This window comes from Flavobacterium sp. CECT 9288 (genome assembly GCF_918731615.1).
GTDB lineage: Bacteria > Bacteroidota > Bacteroidia > Flavobacteriales > Flavobacteriaceae > Flavobacterium.
Genome location: NZ_OU957226.1, coordinates 3,117,644 through 3,135,168, shown reverse-complemented (window position 1 = coordinate 3,135,168; position 17,525 = coordinate 3,117,644). Strand labels below are relative to the sequence as shown.

The window sequence follows — 17,525 nt, the reverse complement described above, 5'->3', positions numbered from 1 at the left end:
AGCTAGTTAGTAGTTATTACGGTTTTTTTGTGTTTTGAAATCAAAAAAACTTTAGTATTAAAGTGATATAAAATAAAAAAGCCTCACATTGCTGTAAGGCTTAATTGTACTGGTGGAGAATATCGGATTCGAACCGATCACCTCTTGCCTGCCAGGCAAGCGCTCTAGCCAAATGAGCTAATCCCCCAAGGTGTGCGCAAATATACTATAATAATCAGCCAAAAAACAAATTTTAAAGACAAATTCATTCTTACAAGGAGTTGGTGAATTCCGCATTACTTTTTTTAACTTTACCCAAAAAAAGTATGATTTCTGAAAACGCAAAGGGTTCCTTAGAGACCAGCATCAATAATAGAGTAGCAACGGTAACTTTTAGTCATCCCTCAAGTAACTCCTTTCCAAGAGAACTATTAAATCGCTTGACAGCTGAATTTAGTACATTAGACCAAAACCCAAACGTGTCTGTAATTGTGATTCAAAGTAGTGGTACTGGAGCGTTTTGTGCAGGTGCTTCTTTTGATGAGTTGCTTGCGGTACAAGATGAGGTTGCTGGTACACATTTTTTCTCTGGTTTTGCAAACTTGATAAATGCCATGCGCAACTGTTCTAAACTTATTATAGGCAGAGTGCATGGAAAAGCAGTAGGAGGTGGAGTAGGAATTGCATCGGCTTGTGATTACGTGATGGCTACGCAGCATGCCGCTATAAAATTATCAGAACTAGCCATAGGAATAGGGCCTTTTGTAATAGAACCTGCTGTAACCCGAAAAATAGGGAAAACAGCAATGTCCGAAATGACTCTTGCGGCACAGGAATGGAAGTCGGCTGAATGGGCCAAATCAAAAGGGCTCTATGCAGTAGTTTGTGACAGTACAGAGGAGCTGGATCTTGCGGTAAGTAATTTTAGCAACACTTTATCAAGTTATAACCCCGAGGCATTACTGGAAATGAAAAAAGTACTGTGGGAAGGAACACAAAATTGGGACACGCTTTTATTAGATCGTGCTGCTATTTCGGGGAAGTTGGTTTTGTCTGAATTTACTAAAAATGCTTTAGCACAGTTTAAAAAATAGAATGAAATAACGAGCTATTCAAATTCATGATTTAGTATCTCAATATAAAATAGCAAAACCCCCGAAAATTATTTTTTCGGGGGTTTTTATTGGGTTACAGTTTTAAAATCAACTCTATTTAAACTGTTTTTTGAGCCGTGTTTTTAGAATATTTATATCCCGCAAAAATAGCCACTAGTGCCATTGGCAAAAGGTAATCATCTATAGGTGCTGCAGGAGCATCAGCTCCTTCTAGTCCGTCGGCTGTACCATCAGTGTCGCCAGGAGTTTGTGCTAGCATGGTAACACTAGAGAGTATAAAAAAAGCAACGATATAAAATTGTATTACTATGTTTTTCATGATTTAATTTTAAAATTTTAATTCTAGTACCTGTTTTTTATTGGCTACAGCCTAAAAAATAGCTTTTTTAGTTACAGTTTTATTGTCCTCTGAAGTAATTTGGATTAAAACAGCTTGTTTGCTTGCCGTAACGTTTTTGATACTTGCTGTATTTGCATTTACCTCTTTTTGTTCTGCAATTAAAACGCCTCTTATATCAAAAACGCGGATGTTTTTGATAGCATTTTTTCCTGTAGATACGTTTAATGTTCCGTTTTGATTGAAGACAATTACGCTATTTTCATCAAAGTTAGGAGTGTTGATATCTAAAGTTTGGTTGTTTTTGAAAGCAATTTCGAAACGGTTTTTAAAAGTTCCCGCTTCACTGGTAAATGTGTATGAACTTGTTTTAAGGTTTTGCTCTGTCCCTGCTTTTAGATCTTTAAGTACAATTTCTTGGTTGCCTAAAAATAAACCGTCTACCTTGTCTATAGCAATGGTAAAAGTACCTGCAAGTTCTGTTTTAAAACTTAAAGGAACAATGTCACTAGAATCAAATGGTAATCCTTTGGCTTGAATAACAAATTCTTCTCCTTTTAAAGAGCTAGTTAGAGCAGTTCCATTATCATTGATGTATCTTCCGTCTAATGTATTGTCAATTTCGCTAGTGGCGCCATCCATGTAAGCAACCATCATTTGGTTTACTGGTTCAGTACCTTTAGATAGATTCAACCAGATTCTGTTTTTATCTGTTGTAGCAGTTCTTAGTATTTGGTTTGCAGTATTGGCAGTACGCATTGTATTAGCAAATGCAACTGAATTTGAAGTTGTTTTTACAATAAATCCTTGTCCTACTTGAATGGTTCCGTTTGGCGTGATTCCTCCATTACCTGGTGTTCCAACAGCTCCTGCCATTGTATAAGTAGCGTAAGCAGTTCCTGTAGCAGCATTTGTTTTTCTCCAAAAATACAACGGTTCTGTAAGGTTATTAGCAGTGATAAAAGCATCAGCACTAATGGTAGATGGATAAGGATTTCCTACAGCATTAAAAGTTCCTGAAGTCAAACCAGAAACAGAGATGTTTCCATTGTTTGGAACCCCTCTAAAGATTCCGCTCCAAATAGTAGGAGTGGTAGGATGATCATTTGGAACACGAATTAAATACCCATTTCCTGATGCAAAATCAGTAGTAGCTGGAGCAGCCACTGGTACATAAATGTTTGTAGTTGGATTGTAAGTATAAAAACGATTGTCTAGCGTGTTAGGAGAAAAAGCTTTTAATTTTTGACCGCTTACTGGTGAAGACCATAAACTGTAATCTAAAAGCATTAGTGAAGCTCCGTTTCGGTTGATAGTTATAGCGCCAGTATTGGTATTGGTAGTCCCATTTTGGATAAGGTTTGCATTATTTTCGAGAACGAATGAAGATTCTGTACCGTTATTAAATAAATTATTTGCCACAGAAAGATTATTTCCTGATTTAACTGTTACTGTACTTCCAGAGTCAATGGTTAAATTACCAGCAAGACCTCTATTGCTGTTGATGTTGATGCTACTGCTGTTTAGAGTCACATTGTTTGGAATCCCAGCCCCAGCTGTAGTTGCATTCCCAGTCCATTCGTTTCCTACATTGGCACCGCCAATAACGCTATTGTATACTAGACTTGACGCAGCACCATAAGTAGGAGTAGCACCAGAAAGTAATCCAGTTGAATTTAATCGTAGTGTCCCATTGATAGAAGGTGTGCCTGAAAGTGTAAGTGTTCCGTTTGTTGCTAATGTAGCCCCAGCATTTACAGTAGTACTTCCTAACAATGTTTGAGATTGGTTAAAAGTAACTCCGTTTGTATTTGCTATGATTGCATTTGTATTTGCGGTAAAAGTAAGTGTTCCTGTGTTATTGATGGTTTGCGCTGTTGCACCATTAAATGTTAAAGATCCAGCTGCAGTTGCAGGACTAAAAGTCAATGTTTGCCCTGTAGCTATATTAATATTTCCTTTTATTGAAACTGCTGAGGTAAGATTTATGTTGAGAGCCCCTGTGGTTATTGTAAGGTTGTCTATTGATAAAGCCCCTGTTCCGGTAGAACTTTGACTAAATCCAGTTGCTGCAATTTCAAGGTTTGCATAGGTTCTTCCAGAAAAAGCAGGAGCTTGATTTGCAATTAATTTAAATAAACTTCCTGTTTGAAAAACTACTACTGATGCAGGTTGAGTTTTTTGAAAAGGGTTTGAACCAGCGGCCTGAATAAAAGTAGATCCACTTGCAAATATAACACTGTTGCTTGTTCCACTACCAAAAATGTTACCTGTACTATTTGTACTTTGCGTAAGTGTTGCACCATTTGTGAAAGTTAAACCACTTGCATCAGCAGCAGTTATGGTGTTTATAGTATTTGCTGTTGCGCTTGAAAATGTCATAGAACCGGCAACGATTCCAGTTGCTCCTGTGCCAATAGTAATAGTCAAAGGGAAAGCACCTCCTGTAATGGCCACGTTAAGTTGAGAACCGCTTTCAACAGAAAAATCTGCTCCGCTTAGACCGTTATTGATGGTTAGTATTTTTGCGGGTGTAGCTGATGTGTTTAAAGTTACATTAGTATTTGTCGCAACTGTAAGACCTCCTATAGTTTGTGTAGGTACATCAGTTACGGTAGTTGTAGCACCGTTATTGAAAACTAAAATATCATTTGCTGCTGGCATATCTCTGCTAGGGGACCAGTTTGCTGCAAGACCAAAAGAGGCACTACCTGTTTGGTTCCACGTGTAGGTAGTTTGTGCGTTAAGTGATGAACTCAGGCTCAAACCCAAAAAGGTGAGTAACACAAACAAAACATTGTTGAGTAAAGTTTTTTTCATAGAAAAAGTAATAAATAAGTGTTAGTTAGTTTCATTCAAATAATTAAAATAAGGATATGCATTCTTTAATCACAGAGCGCGTAATCTCATATTATTTACTTTTAAATATTTGAAGGCCAAATATATTACTAATAATATTGACAACGCAATCGGTATGTTAATTTATTGTAAATTTTAGTCGGATTTAACGTGCCATTTTACGGTATGGTTTTTTAAAACTTTTGGTTTTATTAGCATTCAAGTGGTTTGATGAACAAAGCTTTTACTACAAGTCAAAAAATCACTAAATTTGCCTCAAAATTAAACTCCGATGAGCAATATCAGAATTACAAAACAATTTAGTTTCGAGACCGGTCATGCCTTGTATGGCTACGATGGCAAATGTAAAAATGTTCATGGACATAGTTATAAATTGTCAGTAACGGTAATTGGTACGCCAATTACTGACCGTTCTAATGTAAAATTCGGAATGGTAATTGACTTTACGGATTTAAAGAAAATTGTAAAAGAAGAAATTGTAGATCAGTTTGATCACGCTACAGTTTTCAACGGTACTACACCACATATTGATTTGGCTAACGAACTTATCAACCGCGGGCATCACGTAATTTTGGTGGATTATCAACCCACAAGTGAGAACATGGTTATTGATTTTGCGCAACGCATCAGTAATAGACTTCCAGAAGGTATTGCGCTGTTTTCGTTAAAATTACAAGAGACCGAATCCTCTTTTGCAGAATGGTATGCCAGTGATAATGTAAAATCCATTTTGTAACTTCATGCAATTACCCAACAACAAAAAAATATATTTTGCGTCTGATCAACATTTTGGAGCTCCTACGCCTGACTTGAGTTATCCAAGAGAACAAAAGTTTGTAGCGTGGCTTGACGAAATTAAAAGTGATGCCGAAGCTCTTTTTTTATTAGGCGATTTATTTGATTTTTGGTTCGAATACAAAACAGTAGTTCCAAAAGGTTTCATCCGTGTTTTGGGTAAACTAGCAGAACTTCGTGATAGTGGCATTCCTATCTATTTCTTTGTGGGAAATCACGATTTGTGGATGGCCGATTATTTCCAGAAGGAATTGAACATTCCAGTTTTTCATGACAATCAAGAATACACTTTTGGAGACAAAACATTCCTTATTGGCCACGGAGACGGAAAAGGACCTGGCGATTTAGGGTACAAACGCATGAAAAAAGTGTTTACCAATCCGTTTTTCAAATGGCTTTTCAGATGGTTGCATCCGGATATTGGAGTGAAATTGGCACAATATTTATCGGTCAAAAACAAACTGATTTCCGGTGATGAAGATGTGACTTTTCTTGGCGAAGATAAAGAATGGCTTATTCTGTATTCCAAAAGAAAACTAGAAACCAAGCATTACAATTACCTTATTTTTGGTCACCGCCATTTACCGATGAAAGTTTCTGTTGGCGAAAATGCCGAGTATGTCAACTTAGGAGATTGGATTGTATATTTTACCTATGGCGTTTTTGATGGTGAAACTTTCGAAATTAAAAAGTACGATACAAAGTAGTCTTGAACGTTCAATTTGGCGTGTTTTTTAAAGTAGTTGATTTGTAACAAGAATTAGTGACTTGATACCAATTTTAATCCAATGATGGAGCTTATTAAGGTGGTGATGAAAAATATCCTCCAGAAATCAGCGGGTTCTTTGAATACAAAAATCCCAACAAGAACTGTTCCTACTGCGCCAATTCCTGTCCATACGGCATAAGCAGTTCCTATGGGTAATGTTTGAGAGGCTTTGTAGAGTAATAACATGCTTATAGATAAGCACACTAAAAACCCTATCAACCATATTGTTGCTGTAGCACCCGAACTTTCTTTGGCTTTGCCCAAACAGGTTGCAAAACCTATTTCAAAAAGACCTCCAATTACCAGTAAGACCCAATTCATAATTATTGCTTAACAATTAATACCGAAGGAACACCACTCAACCAAGTACTTCTTGAATCTACAAGTGCTTTCCAGCTCTCAAGGCTAATAAGCATTAAATCTTGCTGATCTAAGAAATCTTTTTTGATAATCTTATCGGTAATAACACTGATATTGTTCGGGAATTGTTGTTCTAGTGACTGGATGGCGCTATTCATCACAAAATTAGTAGTTAATCTTCCATTAACATCTAAGAGTATAATTTTGCAATTATTATTGTAAATTAATTTTTGAACATAGTCCATTAAAAAATAATCTTCAGAACTGAAAACCGGAATAAAAACTTGGTTTACTTGTTGTAGATCTTTATCAATAAGAATTCCAATCGGCATTTTGGTTTTGGAAATGATTTGTCTTGTTCTTTCATCAAATGGTGAATTTTCAAACAAGCCTTCTTTTCCTGTAAACTTATCTATTAAACGGTCAGGGTTAATGATTCTAGTGGTAAACCCAATCACTTTCCCAAGGATAGTACCTTCAAAAATAGATTTTCCTAAACCTATTAGCAATAAATCATAATCTCCTTGATTAGCAACATCAGCAATTTCAGTTTCAATATCTGTTGTAGCCTTGAAAACGGTAGTGATTTCTTGTTTTAGAATTTGAGATTCTTCAACCAAAGGGTGAAAACTGTTTTTTTCTTTGTCCTCTAGGTTGAAACTATGTACTTCGTCGCTTAGAGACAGGTGCATAACGGTAACGCTAGCGGTATTTTTTTGTTTTTTTACCAAACTATTTGCAATTCGAAGCAGTGATTTTCCTTTTTCATTGTTCCCAAAAGAGATTAGTATTTTAAACTTGGAATCATCTGATAGTTCAGCTTGTTCGGGACCATCTTTTGTGTCAAAAATATAATTAATAAGATCTAGTGCCGGTCCTGTCATAAATGTAGTTACGAGTGCCATTATAACCATCATTGTAAAAACTTCGGGTGTAAGTACTTTTAGTTCAAGACCTATATTCAATACAATTAACTCCATCAATCCTCGGGTGTTCATCAAGGCTCCTATTGTAAAACTATCGCGCCAACTTTGACCCACAAATTTGGCTGCTAGTGCGCTTCCAAAAAACTTACCTACAACGGCTACAAGAATTATGAAACCCGTTATTTTCCATAAATAAGGATCGTTTAAAAGACCAATTTCAGTTTTTAATCCAGTAAAAACAAAGAATAGTGGTAAGAGTAAAATTAGTGCAACATCTTCTACTTTTTCTATAAATATGGTTCTAAATTTAGGAACATCAGGCATAATAGCTCCTGCCATAAAAGCGCCAAAAAGAGCATGGATTCCAATCACTTCAGTTGCATATGAGGATACAATTAAGACCAAAAAAAAGATAGCTACAACCGGTTTTACAATACTGTCTTTAGTTCCATATAAATCTCCAATTCTCTTTAAGAAAGGTTTTACGATATAGATCATTGCTGCAACATATAGTACTGCAAGCATGATAATGTATAGTGAACTAACAAATGTTCCCGCTTTTACAATTGCAATTACTACTGCTAAAATACACCAAGCAGTAATATCATCTGCTGCTGCGCAAGTAATTACAATAGCGCCTAATTTTGTCTTGTGTATGCCTCTTTCTTGGACAATACGTGCTAGTACTGGAAAAGCAGTGATGCTTAGTGCAATACCCATGAACAAACTAAAAGATAAAAACTTAACGCCTTCTGGAGCAAATTGATTGTACACAAAATAGGCAAGCCCTATGCCCAGTGTAAACGGAATAATAATACTAGCGTGACTGATTACAATGGCTTCGTTAGCTTTGTTTTTTAAGACTTTTAAATCCAGCTCCATACCTATTACAAACATAAAAAGGATCAGTCCTATTTGGCTTAAAAATTTTAAATTTCCTAGTGAAGCTACTGGAAACAATGCAGCAGATACTTCAGGGAAATACAAACCCAATAAAGAGGGTCCCAAAACAATACCAGCAATAATTTCTCCTATTACTGAGGGCTGACCAATTTTTTTGAAAATCCATCCAAATATACGTGCAACCAGAATGATAGTTATGATTTGCGCTAATAATATGGCTAATGGATCCTGAAAATTATGAAGCATAGAGGCTATGAAATCTCCCCAAGATCCCTTATCACTAATAGGGGATACAATTGTTTCATTTGCTTCGAGCGTTTTTCCTTTATTGATAATGAGATACATCAAAAAGAGAAACACGCCAGTCACAACCAAATAAAAAATTGAGTTTTTATATTTTTTCATAGTGTTGTGGATACAAATTATTTTTTTAATTATGACAAAGATGGTAAAACCAAATGTATAAATTTTACAGTTTAAAATTAATTAATTGTAAATATAAAAAACAACCCTTAAAATCCAGTAAACACAAGAAAAACTTTTGATTATAACTCACGATTTGTAGTCGATTTAATTACCTTTGCGCCCAATAAATAGGAAATATGATCAAGTGGTTTAGTTTGGGATTTTGGGAGTTAATTGCTCGTATTGTCCTTAGGAATAGAATTTTAATGCTGTCTATTATTGTGGCAATAACAGCACTTTTAGCTTTACAATGGAAAAATATTCATTTTACTTTTACCGAGGCAAATTTATTGCCTAATGACAATATTGTCAATATAGAATATGATGCTTTTTTAAATAAATTTGGAGAAGAAGGAAATCTTGTCATCATTGGTGTTAAAGATGATGCTATATTCACCCCAAAGGCATTCGCGTCTTGGTCTAGAATGATGAATTCTTTAAAAAATGATGCCGCTGTAGATCTTGTGGTATCTCTTAATGATTTAAAAAAGCTTCAAAAAAATGACTCCCTAGAAACCTTTGAACTGGTTCCTTTTATTGATCAAAATAAAACTTTAGATCCTGCCTATTTGCAAACCATAAAGAAGGAACTTATCAATGATATGCCTTTCTATGAGGGTTTGCTATTTAATAAAAGATCAGGAAGTATTCGTTCTGCGGTGTACATGGACAAGAAAATTGTAAACACAGCTGCTAGAAAAGATTTTATCTTAGAGAAACTAGTCCCTGCAGTCGAAGTTTTTGAGAAAGAAACCGGAATTGATTTACGAGTTTCGGGAATGCCATACATCAGGACCTTGAATGCAAAGACCATTACTGATGAAATTAGCATTTTTATAGGTACTTCTTTACTGGTAACTTCATTGCTTTTCTTTTTCTTTTTTAGAAGTTTTAGAGCCACCTTAATATCTATGATTATTGTAATTATTGGTGTGATGTGGTCTTTTGGGTTTTTAGGATTGTTGAATTATGAAATTACGGTTTTAACGGCTTTAGTTCCCTCTTTAATCATCGTAATTGGAATCCCGAATTGCATTTTCTTGACCAATAAGTACCATCAAGAATATAAAATTCACCATAATAAGGCTAAAGCGTTACAACGTGTTACTACAAAGGTAGGAATGGCAACTTTAATGACTAATCTTACCACAGCCATAGGCTTTGCTACCTTTATTGCTTCAAACAATCAATTGTTGTTAGAGTTTGGAGTGGTAACATCTATCAATATTATGGCGCTTTTCTTTTTGTGCATCATTGTAATCCCTATTTTTCATAGTTTTATTCCAGCACCTAAGGAGCGTCACATTGAGCACTTGGATCGCAACTATGTTAAAGTTTTCATGGATTGGATTTTAAGAAATGTAAAATACAATCGATTTTCAATCTATGTAGTAGCTGTATCGTTATTAGTAGTGAGCATTATAGGGATATATGAAATGCGAATTTCGGGAAGTTTAATTGAGGACATGCCTAAAAAAGAAGCCTTTTTTGAGGATATTGTTTTCTTCGAAAAAGAGTTTGACGGAGTGATGCCGCTTGAAATTATGATTGATACCAAGCGCAAAAAAGGAGTGATGAAATTGTCTACCCTGAAGCGAATGGAGGAACTTGAGGAAGCCATTGATGAGATTCCAGAATTGTCTAAGCCTATTTCGATTGTCAATCTGGTTAAGTATTCTAAGCAAGCGTATTACAACGGAAATCCCGATTATTATGAATTGCCTAGCTCACAGGAACAATCTTTTATTTTATCTTATGCTAAAAATTCGACTAAAAATTCGAAAGATAATGTGATGAAAAGCTATGTGGATGCAACCGGTCAATATGCCCGAATTACTACTTTCATGCGCGATGAAAGTGGCGATAAGATTGCTAAAATAGAAGCGGAAATTCGGAAGAAAGCGGACAAGATTTTCCCAGCCAATCAATATAAAGTAACCATTACAGGAAAAGCTTTGGTTTTCCAAAAAGGGACTGGTTACCTGCTAGATAATTTACTTTCGTCGCTGGCATTTGCTTTTTTGTTAACGGCACTTTTAATTGCATTTATGTTCCGTTCGTTCAAGATGGTTTTGGTTTCTATTATTCCAAATTTACTTCCGTTGATGCTTACCGCTGGATTGATGGGTTTTCTGGATATACCATTAAAACCGTCAACGATATTGGTTTTTGGAATTGCATTTGGACTTTCGGTGGATGATACCGTCCGATTCTTATCGCAATATCGAGAGGAATTAAAGAAAAATAACTGGAAGATTCGTAAATCCGTTTATGCCACTTTTACGGATGCGGGCCTGAGTATGTTCTATACTTCTATTGTATTGTTCTTTGGTTTTTCGGTATTTATGTTGTCTAGTTTTGGAGGTACTATTGCACTAGGCGGATTAATTTCCTTGACATTATTGTTCGGGATGCTATCTAATTTAATGTTACTACCTGCATTGGTGCTCACCTTAAATAAAACATTGGCAAATGAACAAGATTTTATTGAACCTAAAATTGACATCATTGAACCTAGTGATGCTGAAATTGACGAATTAGAACAAAAAAAATAAATTAAATCAGTATTTGAATTTTACTTGATGCTTTACGATCTTGGTTTTGCAAGGCCACGATCGTACAGTACAATACTGCCTGCAACAGATACGTTTAAGCTTTTCTCTGATTTGAATTTAACTAAATGATGGCATTTGGCGATAGCAGCCTTAGAGAGTCCGTTATCCTCAGCTCCTAATAAATAAACACAGCGTCTAGGGTGTTCAAATGTTTCTAAATCGGTAGCGCGTTCATCAAGTTCCACGCCTACTAAGCGAGCGCCTTTGGGTAAGTTGTTGTAGAAATCCTCAAAATTTTCATAATGAAAATACGGTAAAGATTTTACGGCATTGTGCGTATCACAAGCCTGCTTGGCATATCGATTTCCTATGGTGAAAATATAACTTGCACCCAAGTTTTGTGCGGTGCGCCACAATACACCAAGATTTTCGGGTGTTTTACCGTTTTGGATGCCAATGCCGAAATACTCTGTTACAAAATTGTCGTTCATGCTGCAAAAGTACAAAGTGTTGTGCGGATAGCCAAGTTTTTAAACAGCTTCAAAAAGAAGATACTTCGAATTATTAATCTAAAATATCTCCTGAAACTAGCTCCCTAGCCCCGATAGAAATGGAAATCCTTATTGTTTTTGCTTGCGAAAAACAATAAGATTGTAATGAATAGCGGGAAATAGCTCCTGATTACCCAAATTGTTACAAGGACTTTTCAAACAAATCATTTATATTTGCAGTTCAGTCACGAGACAATTTTTAAAATCAACAATTCACATAAAATGAGACATACAAAAGTTAAAGACTTACTAAACAGTACAACGACACTTCATGAAGTAAATGCAAAAGGATGGGTGAGAACTTTTAGAAACAATCAATTTATCGCGTTGAATGATGGTTCAACAATCAATAATATTCAATGTGTGGTGGATTTTGAAAATACGCCAGACGAAACTTTAAAACGTGTTACAACCGGAGCTGCAGTATCTGTAACGGGAACTTTGGTAGAAAGTAAAGGAGCAGGTCAAAAATTTGAAATTCAGGTTACAAAATTGGAAATTTTAGGAGACTCTGATCCGGAGAAATTTCCAATGCAGCCTAAAAAGCACTCACTAGAATTCTTGCGTGAAAATGCGCATTTGCGTGTGCGTACGAATGCTTTTGGTGCTATTATGAGAGTTCGTTCGGTACTGTCTTATGCCGTTCACAGCTATTTTCAAGAGAAAGGTTTTGTATATGTGAATACGCCTATCATCACAGGATCTGATGCTGAAGGTGCTGGTGAGATGTTTAAAGTAACTGCTTTGCCATTTGACGGAACGCCAAGAACTGAGGATGGAAAAGTGAATTACAAAGAAGATTTTTTTGGAAAAGAGACCAATCTTACGGTTTCGGGACAATTAGAAGGAGAAACTTTTGCGATGGCTTTGGGTCAGATTTATACTTTTGGACCAACATTTAGAGCTGAAAACTCAAATACTTCGCGTCACCTTGCGGAATTTTGGATGATTGAGCCAGAGGTGGCGTTCAATGATTTGAATGACAACATGGACTTGGCTGAAGATTTCATTCAGTACGTGATAAAATACACAATGGACAAATGTCCGGAGGATTTGAAATTCTTAGAAGGTCGTTTGTTAGAAGAAGAAAAATCAAAACCACAAGCTGAGCGCAGTGAAATGGCTTTGCTAGAAAAATTGAACTTTGTTTTAGAGAACAATTTCAAGCGCGTTTCGTACACAGAAGCTATTGATATTTTAAGAGATTCTACACCAAACAAAAAGAAAAAATTCAACTATATCATCAACGAATGGGGTGCTGATTTACAAAGTGAGCATGAGCGTTACTTGGTTGAAAAACACTTTAAATGTCCGGTAATATTGTTTGATTATCCAGCCAATATCAAAGCATTTTACATGCGTTTGAACGAAGATGGAAAAACAGTTCGCGCTATGGATATCTTGTTCCCTGGAATTGGAGAAATCGTAGGTGGATCACAAAGAGAAGAACGTTTTGATGTTTTAGTCGAAAAAATGAAAGCCTTAGGAATTGACGAAGAAGAATTATGGTGGTACTTAGACACTCGTAGATTCGGCTCGGCAGTTCACTCTGGTTTTGGACTTGGGTTTGAAAGATTGGTCTTGTTTGTAACCGGAATGACCAACATTCGTGATGTAATTCCTTTCCCAAGAACACCAATGAATGCTGAATTCTAAAAAAAGTTTCAAGTTCAAGGTTTGAAGTTTCAAGTGCAACAACCTGAAACTTTAAACCTGAAACAAAAACAATAAAATATAAAATGCTAAAGCAATTCTTAAATTTAAAATTATCACAAAAATTATCTCCACAGCAAATCCAGCTGATGAAGTTAATACAATTGCCTACGCAAGCTTTTGAACAACGTTTACTGGAAGAAATGAACGAGAATCCGGCACTGGAATCCGGAAAGGAAGAAGATGATTACGAGAAGGACGAGTTTGAAAACGAAGATTACGATGATTATGATGATGCCGAATCAGAACGAATTGACGCTGAGGATATCAATATAGATGAGTATTTAAGCAACGACGAAACACCTGATTATAAAACTCAGGCAAATAATTATAGCGATGATGATGACGAGCGAGAAACACCTTTTGCAGCGCCAGTAAGTTTTCATCAAGATTTAATCAATCAGTTGAACACCTTTATCTTGAATGATGAAGAGCGCGAAATTGCTGAATTTCTAGTAGGTAGTATTGATGATATGGGTTACATCCGTCGTAGCATTCCAGACATGGTTGATGATATGGCATTCACCCAAGGCATTTACACTGATGAAAAAATGGTGCAAAAAATGCTTCATGTAATTCACGAATTGGAACCAGCAGGTGTGGGTGCACAAGATTTGCAAGAATGTTTACTGCTACAACTCAAGCACAAAACACCAACGGAATCGGTTGATTTGGCTATCGACATTATCGAAAATCAATTTGATGCTTTTACTAAAAAACATTACGATAAACTGCTTCAAAAGTACGGCGTATCGAATGAACAGTTGAAAAAAGCCATTCATGAAATTGAGAAACTAAATCCAAAACCAGGCAGTTCATTTACCGGAAACAATAAAGTAACCGAAAATGTAGTTCCTGATTTTGCTATTAGAATTATAGATGGCGAATTGGAATTGACTTTAAACGGTCGTAACGCACCATCGCTGCACGTTTCCAAGGATTATCAGGAAATGATGCAAACCTATAAAGATTCTCGTGATAAATCAGCGCAGCAAAAAGATGCAGTGCAGTTTATTAAGCAGAAACTGGATTCGGCTAAATGGTTTATTGATGCCATCCGTCAGCGTCAGGAAACTTTATTTGTTACCATGAATGCGATTATGCATTACCAAGAAGAATTTTTCCTTGATGGCGATGAGACCAAGTTGAAACCGATGATCTTAAAAGATATTGCTGATATGGTAGGTCTTGATATTTCTACCATTTCACGTGTAGCCAATAGTAAATACGTAGAAACGCCCTATGGCACTAAATTGATCAAAGAATTCTTCTCAGAAGCCATGAAAAATGATCAAGGTGAAGACGTTTCGACATTGGAAATTAAGAAAATTTTACAAAACACCATTGAAGAAGAAGATAAGAAAAAACCACTTCCAGACGATCAACTGGCCGAAATTCTAAAAGAAAAAGGGTATCCAATTGCAAGAAGAACGATTGCAAAATACAGAGAGCAACTCGATATTCCTGTAGCGAGAATGAGGAAGAAGATGTAGAATTTTGGTTTAGTTGCTTTGATAAATTTCACTTTTCGTGATGTAATAAAGGAGTTTGTATTTTTAGTAACATTGAAAAAAAGAAGTATCATGATAACGGACATAAACCAGTTAGACTTAAATAAAACGTATTCCTATGCAGATTATTTAACTTGGCAGTTTCAAGAAAAACTAGAATTGATAAAAGGAAAGATATTTAAGATGAGTCCAGCACCAAGTACTACTCATCAAAGAATATCTATGGAATTAGCAGGTATGCTTTATAATTTTTTCAAACCACATCCTTGCAATCTTTTCGCTGCTCCGTTTGATGTTCGCTTGGTCGATAAGAAGAAATCAAAATTAGATCAAGAAATTTATACCGTTGTACAACCTGATTTGTGTGTCATTTGTGATGATTCTAAAATTGACGAACGTGGTGCTATTGGTGCTCCTGATTTGGTTATAGAAATTCTTTCACCAGGGAATTCTAACAAAGAGATGAAATATAAATTTGATTTATATGAAGAAGCTGGAGTCCTTGAATATTGGATTGTAAACCCAGCGGACAAAACAGTTTTTATTTATGTATTAAAAGACAATGAATTTATAGGAATGCATCCGTTAATTGAAGAAGATACGATTAAGAGTAAATTATTTCCTGAATTGGATTTTAAATTAGAATCTATTTTTAACTAAAACAGAAACCCTTTCAAAATTTTGAAAGGGTTTGTTTTTTTTAACCTGGTATCAGTTCCCTCTCCCTCGGAGAGTCCCGAAACGTCAGGAAGGGAGAGGATTTTATTTTTTCTCTTGATCTTTCCGCATCGCATGATAATAAGCAGCGCGGCTCAATGGTTCGTATTCTTCGGTTTCGCCAAGCATAACCAGTTTGTCATTATCGGTTTTACGAAAACTGTAGTTGGCAAGATTTCCAGTTCTGGTGCATACCGCATGCACTTTCGTTACATACTCAGCAGTTGCCATTAAGGCAGGCATAGGTCCAAAGGGATTTCCTTTAAAATCCATGTCCAATCCTGCAACAATCACTCTGACTCCTTGATTAGCAAGATCATTACAAATCTTTACAATTTCATCATCAAAAAACTGTGCTTCGTCAATGCCCACAACATCACAGCCTTGTGCCAAAATTGCGATATTTGCTGCTGCAGGAACGGGTGTAGAGCGAATTTCATTGGCATCATGTGAAACTACCATTTCCTCGTCATAGCGCGTGTCTATTGATGGTTTGAAAATTTCTACTTTTTGCTTGGCAAACTGCGCTCTTTTCAAACGACGGATTAACTCTTCGGTTTTACCCGAAAACATGGAGCCACAAATGACTTCGATCCAACCAAATTGTTCTTTGTGATTTACTGTATTTTCGAGAAACATTTTGTTTTTTTCTGACTTAAAAAATGAATAGTTTTTATTACTTTGTAATAGAATTTTAGACTTAAAAATTTTATACTTTTACGTCGTTTCAAAAGTATACAATTTATATCAAATCCGAGATTCGGGAACACTTATTTCAAAAAAATAAAAGTATCAGATTTCTAGAAATGGGTTTTGAAACAATTCAACAAAGCGCCCAAACAAATTACAAAACAATAAAAATTACCTAAAACGCTATAATGTCAACAGTTATGAAAAAGAAATTGGAAGCTGATTTAATCAGTATTGCACACCGAATATTACAGCTAAAAAATAAATCTGACATCAATGAATTGTATTTTGAGACTCAAAAGCTGTATGAAAAACTGACGGTTTTGAGATTTGTTGAAGAGCATTTTGGGGATGTAAAACCAACTATTGGACTTGCTGCAATGACAGACCAAGTAGTTGAAGTTTTTGAAAAACTAAATACACCTATTGATAATGAAATCGTTGCAATTGATAACGAAAATACAAGTATTGTTGAACCTACAGAAGATCTAGTTCCTGAGCCAAAAGTAAATCAAGAGGTTCCAGAAGAAGTGACACCGTTAGAAGAAACGACACCAGTATTAGAAGAACCAGAGCAAGAGCTTGCAGCTGAGGAACAAGTTGTAGAAGTAGCTCCCGAAGAAACGAATACGGATTTAGAGGAAGAAATTATTGAAGAAATTCCAGAACTAGAGACTTCAACCGATTTAGAAATAGAAGTAGAGCAGCCAGTCATTGAAGCTGAATTTAAACCAGCATTTGAACTTTCACATGAGATAGAAACGGTTGAGGAAACACCTAAAAAAGTAAATCCGGAACCTGTTCAAATTTCTTTTGAGGATTTATTAGGAGGTGATTACCATGATACGCTTTTTGTAAAAAAACAAGCAGTTGAAACTACTCCAGCAATAGAGCATCTTGAAATAGAAGAGGAAGTTGCTCTTGAATCTGACACAACGCCAGAGCCAGTTGCAGAAAGCACAAATGAAATACCAGTTGCAAAAGCGGTTTCATTAAACGATAAATTGGCCAAAGGAATAAACATCGATTTAAATGATCGTTTGGCATTTATCAAACATCTTTTTGGGAACAGTAGCGAAGATTACAACAGAGTTTTAAGTCAGTTAAATTCCTTTAATTCTTTTTATGAAACTCGCGATTTCGTTCAAGAAATGGTGAAACCGGATTATAACAATTGGGAAGGGAAACAAGATTATGAAGACCGTTTTATGGATATCATCGAAAAGAAATTCTTGTAAATCCAGCTCCTTTTTGAGCAATCAATTTGAACAATTACAAGC

General features: G+C 35.8%; 14 protein-coding genes and 1 tRNA gene. 8 read left to right on the top strand and 7 right to left on the bottom strand.

Annotated elements, in window-relative coordinates; translation table 11 throughout:
- Positions 1–110: 110 nt before the first annotated feature.
- Positions 111–187: transfer RNA gene (locus tag LQ189_RS13870), tRNA-Ala, on the bottom strand.
- Positions 188–305: 118 nt separating this feature from the next.
- Here LQ189_RS13870 and LQ189_RS13865 point away from each other — a divergent pair.
- Positions 306–1,073: an enoyl-CoA hydratase/isomerase family protein gene (locus LQ189_RS13865; protein ID WP_230157942.1), complete on the top strand. Its 768-nt coding sequence runs from the start codon at positions 306–308 to the stop codon at positions 1,071–1,073.
- A 118-nt stretch (positions 1,074–1,191) separates the two neighbouring features.
- Here LQ189_RS13865 and LQ189_RS13860 read toward each other — a convergent pair whose 3' ends face one another.
- Both LQ189_RS13860 and LQ189_RS13855 read right to left on the bottom strand, forming a co-directional pair.
- A complete protein-coding gene (locus tag LQ189_RS13860) occupies positions 1,192–1,413 on the bottom strand; it encodes a hypothetical protein (protein WP_086454671.1) in 222 nt (73 codons plus the stop codon).
- Between the two features lie 51 nt (positions 1,414–1,464).
- Positions 1,465–4,251, bottom strand: a complete 2,787-nt coding sequence (locus LQ189_RS13855; RefSeq protein ID WP_230157940.1) for a T9SS sorting signal type C domain-containing protein — start codon at positions 4,249–4,251, stop codon at positions 1,465–1,467.
- Between the two features lie 310 nt (positions 4,252–4,561).
- Here LQ189_RS13855 and LQ189_RS13850 point away from each other — a divergent pair, with 310 nt between their 5' ends.
- Together LQ189_RS13850 and LQ189_RS13845 are read left to right on the top strand one after the other, a co-directional pair.
- Entirely contained in the window at positions 4,562–5,026 is a 465-nt protein-coding gene (locus LQ189_RS13850) for a 6-carboxytetrahydropterin synthase (protein ID WP_086455008.1), read from the top strand.
- Between the two features lie 4 nt (positions 5,027–5,030).
- On the top strand, positions 5,031–5,792 hold the full coding sequence (locus LQ189_RS13845; RefSeq protein WP_230157936.1) for a UDP-2,3-diacylglucosamine diphosphatase: 762 nt from the start codon (positions 5,031–5,033) through the stop codon (positions 5,790–5,792).
- Between the two features lie 53 nt (positions 5,793–5,845).
- Here LQ189_RS13845 and LQ189_RS13840 read toward each other — a convergent pair whose 3' ends face one another.
- Both LQ189_RS13840 and LQ189_RS13835 read right to left on the bottom strand, forming a co-directional pair.
- Entirely contained in the window at positions 5,846–6,175 is a 330-nt protein-coding gene (locus LQ189_RS13840; protein ID WP_086455006.1) for a multidrug efflux SMR transporter, read from the bottom strand.
- 2 nt (positions 6,176–6,177) lie between these two features.
- On the bottom strand, positions 6,178–8,448 hold the full coding sequence (locus LQ189_RS13835; protein ID WP_230157934.1) for a cation:proton antiporter: 2,271 nt from the start codon (positions 8,446–8,448) through the stop codon (positions 6,178–6,180).
- A gap of 197 nt (positions 8,449–8,645) precedes the next feature.
- Here LQ189_RS13835 and LQ189_RS13830 point away from each other — a divergent pair, with 197 nt between their 5' ends.
- On the top strand, positions 8,646–11,063 hold the full coding sequence (locus tag LQ189_RS13830; RefSeq protein ID WP_230157933.1) for an RND family transporter: 2,418 nt from the start codon (positions 8,646–8,648) through the stop codon (positions 11,061–11,063).
- Between the two features lie 32 nt (positions 11,064–11,095).
- Here the strand turns inward: LQ189_RS13830 and LQ189_RS13825 are convergent, their stop codons facing one another.
- Entirely contained in the window at positions 11,096–11,554 is a 459-nt protein-coding gene (locus tag LQ189_RS13825; protein ID WP_086454513.1) for an RNA methyltransferase, read from the bottom strand.
- A 282-nt stretch (positions 11,555–11,836) separates the two neighbouring features.
- On the opposite strand from LQ189_RS13825, the gene asnS reads away from it, so the two are divergent.
- The 3 genes from asnS to LQ189_RS13810 all read left to right on the top strand — a co-directional run bounded on the left by asnS (position 11,837) and on the right by LQ189_RS13810 (position 15,498).
- Positions 11,837–13,270 carry an asparagine--tRNA ligase gene (gene asnS, locus LQ189_RS13820; RefSeq protein ID WP_230157931.1) on the top strand — a complete coding sequence of 478 codons (1,434 nt, stop codon included), beginning with the start codon at positions 11,837–11,839 and terminating at the stop codon, positions 13,268–13,270.
- Between the two features lie 83 nt (positions 13,271–13,353).
- Positions 13,354–14,820 (top strand): RNA polymerase factor sigma-54, encoded by a 1,467-nt coding sequence (rpoN, locus tag LQ189_RS13815; RefSeq protein WP_230157929.1) that lies wholly within the window; start codon positions 13,354–13,356, stop codon positions 14,818–14,820.
- 90 nt (positions 14,821–14,910) lie between these two features.
- On the top strand, positions 14,911–15,498 hold the full coding sequence (locus tag LQ189_RS13810) for a Uma2 family endonuclease (RefSeq protein ID WP_230157927.1): 588 nt from the start codon (positions 14,911–14,913) through the stop codon (positions 15,496–15,498).
- A gap of 102 nt (positions 15,499–15,600) precedes the next feature.
- On the opposite strand, the gene LQ189_RS13805 is transcribed toward LQ189_RS13810, so the two are convergent.
- Positions 15,601–16,194 (bottom strand): thymidine kinase, encoded by a 594-nt coding sequence (locus tag LQ189_RS13805; protein WP_086454518.1) that lies wholly within the window; start codon positions 16,192–16,194, stop codon positions 15,601–15,603.
- A gap of 251 nt (positions 16,195–16,445) precedes the next feature.
- Here LQ189_RS13805 and LQ189_RS13800 point away from each other — a divergent pair, with 251 nt between their 5' ends.
- Positions 16,446–17,483: a hypothetical protein gene (locus tag LQ189_RS13800; protein WP_230157925.1), complete on the top strand. Its 1,038-nt coding sequence runs from the start codon at positions 16,446–16,448 to the stop codon at positions 17,481–17,483.
- The last annotated feature ends 42 nt before the right edge of the window (positions 17,484–17,525 follow it).